At 62.4% G+C, this 13,203-nt stretch carries 9 protein-coding genes; 5 read left to right on the top strand and 4 right to left on the bottom strand.

The genetic code is table 11. The features are described from left to right. Nucleotides 1-236: 236 nt before the first annotated feature. Nucleotides 237-2,210: an alkyl/aryl-sulfatase gene (locus tag AC07YV_RS28800; RefSeq protein ID WP_102702688.1), complete on the bottom strand. Its 1,974-nt coding sequence runs from the start codon at nt 2,208-2,210 to the stop codon at nt 237-239. Between the two features lie 137 nt (nt 2,211-2,347). Here AC07YV_RS28800 and AC07YV_RS28795 point away from each other — a divergent pair, with 137 nt between their 5' ends. The 4 genes from AC07YV_RS28795 to AC07YV_RS28780 all read left to right on the top strand — a co-directional run bounded on the left by AC07YV_RS28795 (nt 2,348) and on the right by AC07YV_RS28780 (nt 7,257). Next, nucleotides 2,348-3,016 (top strand): ABC transporter ATP-binding protein, encoded by a 669-nt coding sequence (locus tag AC07YV_RS28795; protein ID WP_102702687.1) that lies wholly within the window; start codon nt 2,348-2,350, stop codon nt 3,014-3,016. A gap of 1 nt (nt 3,017) precedes the next feature. Beyond that, nucleotides 3,018-5,489, top strand: coding sequence for an ABC transporter permease (locus tag AC07YV_RS28790; RefSeq protein ID WP_102702686.1), 2,472 nt, complete (start codon nt 3,018-3,020; stop codon nt 5,487-5,489). Continuing rightward, nucleotides 5,479-6,561: a lipocalin-like domain-containing protein gene (locus AC07YV_RS28785; protein WP_102702685.1), complete on the top strand. Its 1,083-nt coding sequence runs from the start codon at nt 5,479-5,481 to the stop codon at nt 6,559-6,561. Before AC07YV_RS28790 ends, AC07YV_RS28785 begins: the two co-directional genes overlap by 11 nt. Before the next feature lie 117 nt (nt 6,562-6,678). Next, nucleotides 6,679-7,257 carry a hypothetical protein gene (locus AC07YV_RS28780; protein WP_008052121.1) on the top strand — a complete coding sequence of 193 codons (579 nt, stop codon included), beginning with the start codon at nt 6,679-6,681 and terminating at the stop codon, nt 7,255-7,257. A gap of 457 nt (nt 7,258-7,714) precedes the next feature. Here the strand turns inward: AC07YV_RS28780 and hglS are convergent, their stop codons facing one another. From hglS to AC07YV_RS28765, 3 genes are all read right to left on the bottom strand, one after another. Continuing rightward, the gene (gene hglS / locus AC07YV_RS28775; RefSeq protein WP_102702684.1) at nt 7,715-9,145 is read right to left on the bottom strand and encodes a 2-oxoadipate dioxygenase/decarboxylase HglS; all 1,431 of its coding nucleotides are present in this window, start codon (nt 9,143-9,145) and stop codon (nt 7,715-7,717) included. A 110-nt stretch (nt 9,146-9,255) separates the two neighbouring features. After that, entirely contained in the window at nt 9,256-10,212 is a 957-nt protein-coding gene (locus tag AC07YV_RS28770; RefSeq protein WP_102702683.1) for an alpha/beta fold hydrolase, read from the bottom strand. A 22-nt stretch (nt 10,213-10,234) separates the two neighbouring features. After that, nucleotides 10,235-11,689, bottom strand: coding sequence for a flavin-containing monooxygenase (locus tag AC07YV_RS28765; RefSeq protein WP_102702682.1), 1,455 nt, complete (start codon nt 11,687-11,689; stop codon nt 10,235-10,237). Nucleotides 11,690-11,887: 198 nt separating this feature from the next. Here AC07YV_RS28765 and AC07YV_RS28760 point away from each other — a divergent pair, with 198 nt between their 5' ends. Further along, nucleotides 11,888-12,961: a diguanylate cyclase gene (locus AC07YV_RS28760; protein ID WP_102702681.1), complete on the top strand. Its 1,074-nt coding sequence runs from the start codon at nt 11,888-11,890 to the stop codon at nt 12,959-12,961. The last annotated feature ends 242 nt before the right edge of the window (nt 12,962-13,203 follow it).

The raw sequence follows: 13,203 nt of genomic DNA, 5'->3' as shown, positions 1-13,203 counted from the left end.
CAGCTCCTACAGGGATTTTTGTCCGGCCACGATATTCGCGGTGTACCCGGTCAATGTAGGAGCTGCCGCAGGCTGCGATCTTTTGATCTTCTTGCCCCCTCGAGAGGCTTCGTTCCGGTTCTGCGCAGTGGCTAACCCGGCATGGATGCCGGGTTAGCCGCCACCGGCCATGGATGGCGCTCTCCGCATCATCGTTGACCTCCATCGCGAGCAAGCTCGCTCCTACAGGGGATCTGTCACGGGGTAACGATATTGAACTGCGGCGCAAACGTATCGAGGCTGGTCATCAACTCCCCGAGCTTCTTGCCATTGCCTTGCAATTTGATCAGGCCTTGCTGGATCGCCGTGGGGATGTCCAGTTGCTTGAGGCTGATCTGTTCCAGGGTGGCCTTGCTCATGGTCACGCTGGCATCCGCCTGGGCGTTGAGGCCGGCGCGGTGGGTCAGCACGCCGTTGCGCAGGGTCAGGTTGAAGTCCTGGTTCAGGTCCTCGAAGGTCCAGTTCAGGGTCAGGTCATGGCCCACGGCCTTTTCGCTGTCCAGACGCACGGCCAGGAAGTCGAAGAACATCTGCGGGCTCATCGCCCGCACCATGTCGACCGACACCGAAGTGCCCGCATGGGGTGGTACGCCGTTGCGCAGTTCCATGGCGCCGGTCAGGTACATGTTGCGCCAGGTGGCGTTTTCGCTTTGATAGCCCATCTGCTCCAGCGCCTCGGCCTGGGCTTTGCGCGCGTCGCCGTTGTCCGGGTTGGCGAACAGCAATTGATTGCCCAGTTGCGCGGCCCAGCGGTACTCACCCTTGGTCATCGCCGCGCGCATTTTCTCCAGTACCGCCGCTTCGCCACCCATGGCCTCGACCGTGTACTTCGCCGTTTCCACGGGTGGCAGCGGATTGAGGTTGGCCGGGTTGCCGTCATAGAAACCCATGTAGCGCTGATACACCGCTCGGGTGTTGAAGCTCAGCGAGCCGTAGTAGCCACGGGTGTACCACTTCTGGTCCAGGCTGCCGGGGAGTTTCTTGATCGAGTCGGCGATTTCCAGCGGCGTCAGGCCCTGGTTCAGCAGGTGCAGGGTGCGGTCATTGAGGAAGGCGTACATGTCGCGCTGGTCGGCGAGGAAGGTGCGGATGCGTTCGCCGCCCCAGGTCGGCCAGTTGTGCTGGGCGAACAGCACGTCGCTCTTGTCGCCGTACCGCGCCAGGCTGTCGTCCAGGTACTCGGCCCAGGCCTTGGCGTCCCGCACTTGCGCGCCGCGTGGGGTGAGGATGTTGTGCATCATTTGCGTGGCGTTTTCCGCCATGCACAAGGCACGCAATTGCGGCAGGTACAGGTTCATTTCCGCCGGCGCCTCGGTGCCCGGGGTCAACTGGAATTCCACCTCGAGGCCGGCGATGGTGCGGGTCTGCAGTGCCTTGTCGATCAGGTCGGTGGGCGGGATCAGGGTGACGGTGCCGCCGCTCGGCGTGCTCTTGCCCAGGCCGGCATCGACCTGGCCTTTTTCGCCACGGGGCAGCAGGCTGCCGAACTGGAACTGCGCGCGGCGGCTCATGGCGTTGCCGGCGTAGACGTTCTCGCTCATCACGTGTTCCATGAACCCGGCAGGGGCGAACACCTTGACCTTGCCGGCCTTGACGTCGGCTTCGTCGATGACCCCGCGCACGCCACCGAAGTGGTCGACGTGGGTGTGACTGTAGATCACTGCCACCACCGGTTTGTGCGGGCGGTTCTGGTAGTACAGGTCCAGCGCCGCCTTGGCGGTTTCGGCCATGGTCAACGGGTCGATGATGATCAGTCCGTCGTCGCCTTCGATGATGGTCATGTTCGCCAGATCAAGGCCGCGCACCTGATACAAGCGCGGGCTGACTTCGAACAGTCCGGCATGGGCGCTGAGCTGGGCCAGGCGCCAGAGGCTCGGGTTGACCGACTCCGGGGCCTGATCCTCGGCGAGGAAGTCATAGGCCTGGATGTCCCAGATGACCTTGCCCGAGGCGTCCTTGACCTGGCCCTTGAAGGGCGCGATCAAGCCCTTGGTGACAGACTCGTAGTCGGTGCGATCGGTGAAGGGCAGTTGTTTCAGGACGGCGGCGTTACTGGCCGTGGTTTGCGGGCTGGCCGCGACCGGTGCATCGGCGGCGATCACCGATTGCGCCAGGCAGGCGGTGATCAGGCAAGCGAGCAGCCCACGAGGGCTCAAGGTGAAACGAGGCATGGCGTCTCCGTTTTTTATCGTTATGGCTAGACCAGCTTCGAGGGTAGGGCGGGGCACGGGCAGGGCGATCATCGGCAACGGACAAAAAACATTCAGGGCCGCTATCCTTGAGCCACGCATATCCAGCAGGTTGACCCATGCTTGAAGTCCATGGCGTTTTCAAAAGCTACGCCACACCGCAGGGGCCGCTGCCGGTGCTGCAAGGCGTCGACCTGACGCTCAGGCCCGGCAGCAGCCTGGCGCTGATGGGCGAGTCGGGCAGTGGTAAAAGCACCTTGCTGCACCTGATCGCCGGGCTGGACAAGGTCGATCGCGGCAGCATCCGCAGTGGCGGGCATCGCCTGGAACAGATGAACGAAGGGCAACTGGCGAACTGGCGCCGAACGGAAATCGGCCTGGTGTTCCAGCAGTTCAACCTGATCGGCAGCCTGCGGGTCGAAGACAACCTGGCGATTCAGGCGCGTCTGGCCGGGCGTCATGACCCACGCTGGCAAGCCCATCTGGTGCAGCGCCTGGGCCTGGGCGAGCTGTTGCGGCGCTACCCGGAGCAACTGTCCGGCGGCCAGCAGCAAAGGGTCGCACTGGGCCGGGCGCTGGCGTCGCGCCCGCCATTGCTGCTGGCCGACGAACCCACCGGCAGCCTCGATGAGGCCACCGGCGCCGAGGTGTTGCAGTTGCTGCTGGAACTGCTCGACGACAGTCCCACCAGCCTGCTGATGGTCACCCACAGTCCCGGCGTGGCGGCGCGGCTGGCGGAAAAGGCCTTGCTGTGCGGTGGTCGCTTGGCCGGTGTGGGCGAGCGCTGACATGGGCATCTTTGGCCAGACCCTGCGCGCGCTGCTCAGCCACTGGCGGCAGCATCCGGTGCAGTTTTTCAGTGTGCTGACCGGGCTGTGGCTGGCCACCGGCCTGTTGACCGGCGTCCAGGCACTCAACAGCCAGGCCCGCGACAGCTATGCCCGCGCCAGTCAGTTGATCGGCGGCGAGCCCCAGGCCAGTCTCGGTGCGCCCGGCGGCGGCACCTTCCCACAGCAATGGTTTGTCGATCTGCGCCGCGCGGGGTGGCCGGTGTCACCGGTGCTGCAAGGCCGGGTCACGCTCAAGGGGCATGAAGAACAGCGCCTGCAGTTGATGGGCATCGAGCCGGTGTCGCTGCCGGCGGGCGCGGCGGTGGCGGGGCAGGCCTTGGCGATTGAGCAGGTGGTCGGTTTTTTCAGCCCGCCGGGCAGTACCTGGATTTCATCCCAGACGCTGCAGGCACTGGGCTTGCGCGAAGGTGACCGGCCACTGACCCTGGCGGGCGTGGCACTGCCGCCGCTGCAGGTGCAGGCCGACATGGCGCCCGGTGTGCTGCTGGTGGACATCGGTTTTGCCCAGCAGATTCTGGGGTTGCCGGATCAACTGTCGCGTCTGCTGTTACCGAAGGATTTCACTGCGCCGCTGCCGCACGCCTTCCAGGGCCAGCTGCAACTCAAGAGCGCCGGCGAAGAAAACAACCTCACACGCCTGACCGAAAGCTTTCACCTGAACCTCGAGGCCCTGGGGGTGCTGTCGTTCGTGGTCGGCCTGTTTATCGTGCACGCCGCCATCGGGCTGGCGCTGGAACAACGCCGGGGTTTGCTGCGGACCCTGCGGGCCTGTGGTGTGAGTGCGCGCATGCTGATCGCCTGTCTTGCCGTCGAACTGGGTGGATTGGCCCTGGTCGGCGGTGTGGCCGGGGTGGTCAGCGGCTACCTGCTGGCCGGCGTGCTGTTGCCGGATGTCGCCGCCAGTCTGCGTGGCTTGTATGGGGCCGAAGTGGCGGGGCAGTTGAACCTTGGCCTGTCATGGTGGTTCAGTGGTATCGGCCTGAGTCTGATCGGCGCGTTGCTGGCTGGTATCAACAGTCTGCTGCGGGCGGCGCGTTTGCCATTGCTGGCGCTGGCCGACCCGCAGGCCTGGCATCAGGCCCATGCACGCTGGTTGCGACGCCAGGCCTGGGTGGCGGCCATGGCCGGGGTGATCGCGTTGCTGGCGCTGATCTTCGGCGACAGCCTGGTCAGTGGCTTCGTGCTGATGGCGGCGTTGTTGATCGGCGCCGCACTGGCGTTGCCGGTGGTGCTCAGTTCGCTGCTCAGTCTCGCTTCGCAGCGCAGCCGCTCGGTACTGGGCCAATGGTTTGTCGCTGATTGCCGCCAGCAACTTCCGGCGTTGAGCCTGGCGTTGATGGCGCTGCTGTTGGCCATGGCCGCCAATATCGGTGCCGGCAGCATGACCGCAGGGTTTCGCCAGACCTTCAGCGATTGGCTCGAGCAACGACTGACGGCCGAGCTTTACCTCAACCCACAGAACCCGGCCCAGGCCAGGGAGCTGCACGGCTGGCTCGACCAGCAGCCGCAACTGGCGGCGGTGTTGCCCAACTGGCAGGTGTCGATCCAGTTGCAGGGCTGGCCGACGGATCTGTCCGGGATCATCGACCACCCGACCTACCGCCAGCACTGGCCGTTGCTCGAAGCCCTGGGCGATAACCCTTGGGAACGACTGGCCAAGGACGATGCGGTGATGCTCAGCGAACAACTGGCCCGGCGCCTGCGCGTGCAACTGGGCGATCACCTGACGCTGCCGACGCCCACTGGCCCGTGGTCGCCACGGATCGTCGGGATCTACGCCGACTACGGCAATCCGAAGGGCCACCTTCTGGTCAACATCCGCCACCTGTTGCGCGGCTGGCCGCAACTGGCACCGAACCGCTTCAACCTGCGCATCGAACCGGCGTCGATCCCGGCGTTCGTCACGGCGCTGCAGGCGCGTTTTACCCTGGACGACAGCCGCATCGTCGATCAGGCGCGGCTCAAGGGCTGGTCCACGCAAGTCTTCGAACGCACCTTCGCCGCCACCGCCGCGCTCAATAGCCTGACATTGTGCGTGGCGGGCGTGGCGCTGTTCATCAGCCTGTTGACCCAAAGCCAGAGCCGTCTCGGGCAACTGGCGCCGCTGTGGGCGCTGGGCGTGACGCGCCGGCATCTGATGTTGCTCAACCTCGGGCAGACCTGGTTGCTGGCGCTGCTGACCCTGGTGCTGGCGTTGCCGTTGGGCATCGCCCTGGCGTGGTGCCTGGACACGGTGATCAATGTGCAGGCCTTTGGCTGGCGCCTGCCGTTGCGGGTGTTCCCGTTGCAACTGCTGCAGTTGATGGGCCTGGCGCTGGTGGCGACATTGCTGGCTTCGGCCTGGCCGTTGTTCCGTTTGTACCGCACGCAACCGGCGGACTTGCTGCGGACATTTGCCCATGAAGATTAATCTCGGCGTCTTGCTCCTGGCGCTGCTGGTGCTGCTGTTGAATGGCTGCGATCAACCGGCGCCGGTAGAAAAGGGTTTTGCCGGGCTGGGCAACCAGGCCGCTGCGTTTACCCCGGTGGTGCCCGGCCGGGTGTTCAGCTTCCCGGCGGATCACGCACCGCACGATGGCTATCGCATCGAATGGTGGTACATCACCGCCAACCTGAAGGACGCTCAGGGGCATGAGTTCGGCGCGCAATGGACGTTGTTCCGCAGCGCCTTGAAAGCCACCCCCGAGGTGGCGGGCTGGCAGAACCAGACGATCTGGCTCGGTCACGCGGCGGTGACGTCGGCGACGGTGCATCACGCGGCTGAACGCTACGCCCGTGGTGGCGTCGGTCAGGCCGGTGTCAGCGTTGCGCCGTTCAATGCATGGATCGACGACTGGCAGCTGAGCAGCCAGGCGACAGCCGACGATCCGTTGGCCGACCTGTTGCTCAGCGCCCGCGACAAGCGTTTCAGCTACCGACTGCGATTGACCTCGACAGGTCCGCTGGTGCTGCAAGGGGACAAGGGCTTCAGCCAGAAGTCCGAACAGGGTCAGGCCTCTTACTACTACAGTCAGCCGTTTTTCCAGGCCAGCGGCACCCTGGAAATCGACGGCCAGACCTTTCAGGTCAGTGGCCCGGCCTGGCTCGACCGGGAATGGAGCAGCCAGCCCCTGACGGCCAACCAGAGCGGTTGGGACTGGTTCTCCCTGCACCTGGACAGCGGCGAGCAGGTGATGCTGTATCGCATGCGGCAAAAGGACGGCGAGCCTTACCTCACCGGCACCTGGATCGACGCCCGGGGGCAGACACAAATGCTGCACGCCAGCGACATCAACCTCACACCGCAAGACAGGGCCAGCGTGGCCGGGCGCGACATGCCCGTGCGCTGGTCGATCAAAATCCCCTCCAGACACCTCGATATCGTCATCACCGCGCTCAATCCCCAGGCGTGGATGGACTTGCGCATTCCATATTGGGAGGGGCCGGTACGCCTCAGTGGCAGTCATGCAGGGAACGGCTATCTGGAAATGACCGGGTATTAGAAAATCAACGGCCCGCCACGACCACTCGCCAAACAGCGTCTATGCTCATCGCACACATGGCGTTGGGCCTGGCTTCAACGCCGTCTGTTGCCATCTATCACAGGGAAAGTTCTGCCTATGAAACGCCACGCACTGACCAAAGCCATCACCCTCGCAACCTTGTTGTCTGCCGCCAGTTTCGGCGCGGTTGCCGCCGAACTCCCGTTGTCCGAAGTGGTGGTGGTCGATCAGGTCGCCACCCAAGTCGTTTCGGTAGATACCGCAAACCGTATCGTGGTCCTCAAAGGCCCGCAGGGTAATGAATTCCCTGTGCAACTGACCGAAAAAGCGAAAAACCTCGACAACCTCAAGGCCGGCGACACGGTCGACATCAGGGTCACCAGCGCCGTTGCCGCCTTCCTCGACACCGATGTCGACAAAGGCCTGCCGGGCACTGCCGAAGCCACCGGCGAAGTGCGCGCAGCACCCGGTAGCGACAACCCCGGCGGCGAAGCTTACCGTCAGGTGAAAGTGCAGCTGAAAATCACCCACATCGACCAGAAAAAACACCAGGTGACTTTTGAAAACCCGGAAGGCAAGTCCAAGACGGTTGACGTCAAGCGACCTGAAGTCCAGGCCAAACTCAAGGACTTGAAAGTTGGACAAAGCGTTAACGTGGTTTACACCGACATATTGACGGTGACCAGCAAGCACTGAGATTGAGTGATATGGGCTGATTGTTTTTGTAGAAGTCTTGTACAGGAATAATCAGCTCATAGCGTTTAACGGGCGCGTTTAAAGCGTTGTGCAGCGTCGTAATCTAGTCGACATTTCCTTAAACATTGTGTCGATAAATTTCATCTTTGCAGTGCGGACATATTGATTCTCATCTACTAAAATGCTTTCCGTTCGCCCAGTGTGCGGCTCTTTACCAGTGCATGGATTGCCGAGGCCATTGCACTGGGCGAACACTTTATTGGTTGTATTGAAAGTTTCGGATATAAAAAAACGGGCGACCTGCAGGTAGCCCGTTTTTTTTGGGATTTCAACGTGGGCACGCGCCCTTGTGGGAGCTGGCCTGCCAGCGATGGTCGTTAACGATAACGCGTGTTAACCGGATGAACGCGGCGCATTTGAATCCATCGCCAGCAGGCTGGCTCCTACAGGTATTGCGTTATCGGTGTTTCCCGGGATTGTGTGAAGAGCCTTTTTCATTGGCTGGAACAACATCGGCCAACGCCGCGAAACACTGTTCGATCGAGCGCCGCTGGCTCTCGGCATACAACGCCAACTCATCGATCGTCGAACGCCCCAGGGCTTTTTCGAACGCCTGCTGATTGGAGTGCACACCGTAACGGGTTTGCGCCGCGTCCCCCAGGTTCGACTGAAAAATCCCCGCCGCGCTGACCGGCAGGAAGTCTTCGTACACCAGCGGTTCAACTCGCAGGTAACCGCTGCCGAGCAGGTCTTCCAGGGCGGTATTTTTAAGGTCGCCCGCCGCCAGGCCTTTTTCCGTCACGAAGTAGCGGAAGTAAGCCAGGCCCTGTTGGCGCATGCCTTCCCAGGTGTCGGGGAATTCGCTGAAATGCTGCGCCATCAGGGCGTTATAGCGCGCGGCGTTGGCTTCGTTGGGGAAGTCCTTGAGTTCGTCCCGCGCGGCATTGAGCAAGCGGTCGTACAGGGCGCGGCCTTTGGGCGTGAGGGCAGCTCCGCGCTGTTCGATCTCGCCGAAGCGGGCACTGTGGCTGCCGCGAGCTTCGTTCTGATCGGTGAAGGCAATCGGCTCGTCGAGGGCCTTGAAACTGGTCTGGCGCAGCAGGATCGGGCACTGGCGGCGGGGCGGACCTTCGATCACGGCTTTGGGGGTGATGCCATGGGCGGGCATTTGCGCCTGGACGATGTCGATGTCCAGGGTCCGTGGCGTCAGGTGGTTGATGTGCGGTCCCTTGAACGCCACCACGTCGGCGATCAGCCGATGCTGGGCGCTGAGCTTTTGATACTGCTCGGCGGTGACGGTAGCGCTGTGGTGCCAGCGAAAGGTTTCCAGGGCCTGTTCGACGAACTCCAGGGCTTGCGGATCGGTCAGGCCACCCTCGGACTCGGCACGCTCGATGAGCGAGAGGGCTTTGGCGGTGAAGATCGAGCGCCGGTCGAGCATCGACTGGGCGAACGCTCGCAGCTCCAGGTCTTCGATCAACTCCAGGCGCAACAGCGAGGTGAATACCCGGAACGGACTGACCTGCAACGACGCTTCATGCACGGCACGAAACGCTGTGGAATGCACCGGCACGCCGGCCGGTGTCAGGTCGTAGTAACCCACCGGTTGCATGCCCATCACCGCGAACAGGCGGGCGAGGGTCGCCAGTTCATCGGCCGTACCGACGCGAATCGCCCCATGGCGCTCCAGGTCCAGGCGCTCGATTTCGCCGGTGCTGGTGAGCTGTTGCAGGATCTGCGGATCGCTTTGCAGCACGTGACGGTTAGTCTGCTCCACCAGTTCCATCAACGCGCCGTACAACGGCACTTCCTCGCGGTACATGTCGGACATCGCTTTGGAGAAGCGTTGGCGGATCAGGTCAGGGCTGACGAAGTTCGGGTGGTTCATGAACAGGATTCCTGGCGCGGTGACGTAAAGGATGGACGAAAGATCGCAGCCTTCAGCGACGCCGACAAACGAAGTTTCTGACGAACTTCATTCTGCAAAGGACTGAAAACCTAATGTAATCGTTGATCCTGTGGACTCTCCGACCGCAGCGATGCCAAAAACTCCCGATACAGGCGCGCCGAACCGGAGGGCGCTTCCACCATGGGCATGTGCCCGATGGCGTCCCAGATATGCACGCGCAGGTCGGCGATGCCCTTGCTCCAGACCGCCACGCTGCTGACGTCGATCAGCCGGTCCTTGCGCCCCCACAGCAACAGCGACGGGACGCTGATGTCGGGCAGGTGGGGTTCCATCGGCGGGCTGGCGCGGAAATCGCGGAAGATTTCTTCCAGCTCCTCGCGGGACTGTTCATAACGCTGGGCGACGGCATCGAGCACCAGTTTCGGCACCCAGGGCGGGGACGCCATGGTCATGGCGTAGAAACGCCGGAATTCTTCCCGCGAATGAATCAGAAACGGGTTGTGGCCCTTGGCCAAATGCCGCTCCAGGTCACTGGGCTCGGGCGAGGTGACCCCCGCCGGGTCGATCAGGGCCAGGGACACAATGCGCTCCGGGTAATTGGCCGCGAGCCACGCCGCCATGTAGCCACCCATGGAGTTGCCGATGACATGGACTTTCTCGACGCCACACACGTCCAGCAGCTGGATCATGCGCTTGGCCTGCAGCGGGATGTCATAGCCGCCGCCCGCCTTGAAGCCGGTTTCGCCATGGCCGGCGATGTCCGGGATGATCACCCGATGGCTGCCGACAAAGTGCCGGGCGAAACGCAGCCAGAGATTCTTGTCGGCGCTGAAGCCATGGAGCATCAGCACACTGCTGGTGGCCTCGTACGGCCCGCCTTGCCAGGTCGAGACGGTCATCTCGGGGATGGGCACGACGATCTTGTGCAGCCGGTACAGCTTGGCCTCGGCCGCCATGCTCAAGTCATAGAGCCAGTAGCCGATGGCCGGGTAGGTCAGCCAGCTCCAGGCGACGAACACTGCGAGAACCACGAACAACAAAAGCATCACGCGTCTCCCTTCTATCAGCTCAGGACAAAATGTGATCGGCGGGTTTCAGCGCTCGGGTCAAGCGATGAAAGCTGAAACTGAACCCCGGAAACATCGCAATCACATGACCGCTCTTGCTTTGATACCAACTGTGGCAACCACCAGACTTCCACACGGTACGTTCCATTTCCCGGTGGATCATTTCAGTGTAGGTACGTTCCGCCTCATGGCGAACTTCGATGCTGCGTAAACCTTGAGTCTTCAAGGTGCGAATGCAGTCGAGGATGTAATTCATCTGCGATTCGATGATGAACAGCGCCGAGGTGTGGCCGATCCCGGTGTTCGGCCCGGTGACGATAAACAGGTTGGGAAAGTCGGGCAGGGCGGTGCCGAGGTAGGCCCGCGGGTATTGCGCCCAGACCTCCTTGAGACGGGTGCCGTTTTTTCCCGTGACCGGGTAGGAAATCACCCCGTCGGTGGCGTCGTAGCCGGTGGACCAGACGATCAGGTCCAGGTCGATGTGTTGGCCGTCCAGGGTGACGATGCCGGTTTCGTCGATGGCGGCGATGCCTTGCTCGCGGCTGTGCAGCGTCACGTTGCGCCGCGCCAGTGCCGGGTACAGCGTGCTGGACAGGATCACCCGTTTGCAGCCGATGGTGTAGTCCGGCGTCAGTTGACGCCGCAGTTTGGCGTCCGGCACCTGGCGTTTGAGAAAACGCAGGGCCTGGCGCTGGACCATGTGTACCGCCGGCTTCGAATACTTGAAGGCAATCACCCGGGTTTCGAACTGCCAGTAGATCCCCCAGCGCAGCAGTTTGTAGGCCGGCTTGAGCCCCAGCAGCCAACGCTGGAAACGGCCAAAGCTGCGGTCAGCCCGGGGCAGAACCCAGTGGGGCGTGCGCTGGAACACATGCAAGTGCCCGACGTCCGGGGCAATGGCCGGAATCACCTGGGCCGCACTGGCGCCGCTGCCAACGATGGCCACGCGTTTGTGCCGATAGTCGTAGCCGTGATCCCAGTTGTTGGTGTGAAACGATTTACCTTGAAAACGCTCCTGTCCCTCGAAGCGCGGCACCACCGGTTGGCTCAGCGGCCCGGTCGCGTTGATCAGGAACTGCGCGCAAAAGGTGCCCTTGCCGGCGGTGTAGACGGTCCAGCGCTTGCGGGTGTCGTCCCATTCGATGCGCTCGACATTCGCGTCCAGTTCCACCTTGTCGCGCAGGCCGAAGTGTTCCACCACATGGCGGGTGTAGCGATGCAGCTCGGCCTGTTCGGCGAACATCTGCGTCCAGCGATACGGCGCGAAAGACAACGAATACAGCGGCGAGGGCACGTCGACTGCCGCGCCGGGGTAGGTGTTCTGGCACCAGGTGCCGCCGAAGAAATCCCGCCGCTCCAGCAGGCGAAAATCGTCGATGCCGGCCTTGAGCAAATTGATTGCTGCACATTGGCCGCCAAACCCGCTGCCGATGATCAATACTTGAAAGGTCTGCATGGGCCTCCTCTTATGGTCATTGATCAACCCCTTCTTTCATGTATAGCCGTTTCTGGGGTGAGGCTTTTGCTTTTATGAGAGGGTGATGTCGCGATATTCAGCCCGCCAGCCGGTGATGGCTATTTAATCTCGCCCTGATAGACTCCAGCGCACAGGCACAGGCTGTTATCGCATTCCGTCGAGTGGCACAGAGGCCTTATGGAAAAAGCGGGAGGAAAGGGTTTCTCATTGGCCAGGAGGCTCTATACATCGCGAATCCTGGGGGTGGCCCTGGGATTGGTGTGCGTGAGCGCGGCGATGTATCCACTCGATCCGGCGCCCTGGGTCTGGGGTTTCATGTGGTTCAATGGCCTGGTCTGGCCGCACGTGGCTTATCAATGGGCGCGCCGGGCGAAAAGGCCTTATCATGCCGAACACCGCAACCTGCTGATCGATGCCTTTCTCGGCGGCTTCTGGATTGCCGCGATGCATTTCAATCCATTGCCCAGCGCAACCACCATTTCCATGATGGCCATGAACAACGTGGCCATCGGCGGCATGCGCTTCCTGCTGGCCGGGACGGCCGCGCAAGTGCTGGGCATTGGCGTCGGTTTACAGATTTTCGCCCCGGCGTTCATTCCAGCGACCAGCCCGCTGCAGCTCTATGCCTGTTTGCCCTTGCTGTGCCTGTATCCGTTGGCGCTGGGCTGGATCTGCTTCCGCCAGGCCCATACCCTCGGCCGTCAGAAGCGTGAACTGCTGGCACTGAGCCGCACCGACAGCCTGACGGGCCTGTTCAACCATGGCGCCTGGAAGGACCAGCTGGAAGTCGAGTTCCAGCGCTGCAAACGCCAGCAAAAAGGCGGGGCGATTGCCCTGATCGACATCGACCATTTCAAGGCCATCAACGACACCTACGGCCATGTTGCCGGTGATATCGTCCTGCGTCAGTTGAGCAAAATGCTCAAGCAGAACCTGCGAGCGACCGATGTGGCCGGGCGCTACGGCGGTGACGAGTTCTGCGTGATCCTTCCGGACCTGCCCCTGAACCGCGCCGCGGTGGTCATGGATGCCCTGCGTGATCGCTTCGCCACCTTGGGCTACGAGCAGAGTCCGGCGCTGAAAGTCAGCCTGAGCATTGGCCTGGCGTCATTCGACCCGGCGCACACCGACGCGACGCTTTGGCTCAACGACGCCGATCATGCGCTGTACGAAGCCAAGACCACCGGGCGTAACCGCGTGATCTGTTGCGGCAATGGCAAACCCCATCGCGAACTGCTCGACTCGGCGTGACCGCCCACCGCAAGACCTGTGGGAGTCAGCCTGCTCGCGAAGGCGCAGTGTCAGGCGGCAGGGATGTTGGCTGTGATGGCCTCTTCGCGAGCAAGCCCGCTCCCACAGTAGATTTGTGGTGAGTCCATCACCTGTGTACACCCGCAATCCAAATGTGGGAGCGGGCTTGCTCGCGAAAGCAGCACATCCAACATCAAACCCGGAGCTTACTCGCTGTAAATCATCTTCTTGGTCATGCCGCC

It is taken from the genome of Pseudomonas sp. GW456-E7 (assembly GCF_059424105.1).
The sequence above is the reverse complement of the archived record's forward strand: the minus strand, read 5'-3'. Positions and strand labels throughout refer to the sequence as shown.

Bases quoted from the DNA above. Each gene is read 5' to 3' on its own strand.
- AC07YV_RS28800 (WP_102702688.1), bottom strand. From the start codon at position 2,210: ATGCCTCGTTTCACCTTGAGCCCTCGTGGGCTGCTCGCTTGCCTGATC.
- AC07YV_RS28795 (WP_102702687.1), top strand. From the start codon at position 2,348: ATGCTTGAAGTCCATGGCGTTTTCAAAAGCTACGCCACACCGCAGGGG.
- AC07YV_RS28790 (WP_102702686.1), top strand. From the start codon at position 3,018: ATGGGCATCTTTGGCCAGACCCTGCGCGCGCTGCTCAGCCACTGGCGG.
- AC07YV_RS28785 (WP_102702685.1), top strand. From the start codon at position 5,479: ATGAAGATTAATCTCGGCGTCTTGCTCCTGGCGCTGCTGGTGCTGCTG.
- AC07YV_RS28780 (WP_008052121.1), top strand. From the start codon at position 6,679: ATGAAACGCCACGCACTGACCAAAGCCATCACCCTCGCAACCTTGTTG.
- hglS (WP_102702684.1), bottom strand. From the start codon at position 9,145: ATGAACCACCCGAACTTCGTCAGCCCTGACCTGATCCGCCAACGCTTC.
- AC07YV_RS28770 (WP_102702683.1), bottom strand. From the start codon at position 10,212: ATGCTTTTGTTGTTCGTGGTTCTCGCAGTGTTCGTCGCCTGGAGCTGG.
- AC07YV_RS28765 (WP_102702682.1), bottom strand. From the start codon at position 11,689: ATGCAGACCTTTCAAGTATTGATCATCGGCAGCGGGTTTGGCGGCCAA.
- AC07YV_RS28760 (WP_102702681.1), top strand. From the start codon at position 11,888: ATGGAAAAAGCGGGAGGAAAGGGTTTCTCATTGGCCAGGAGGCTCTAT.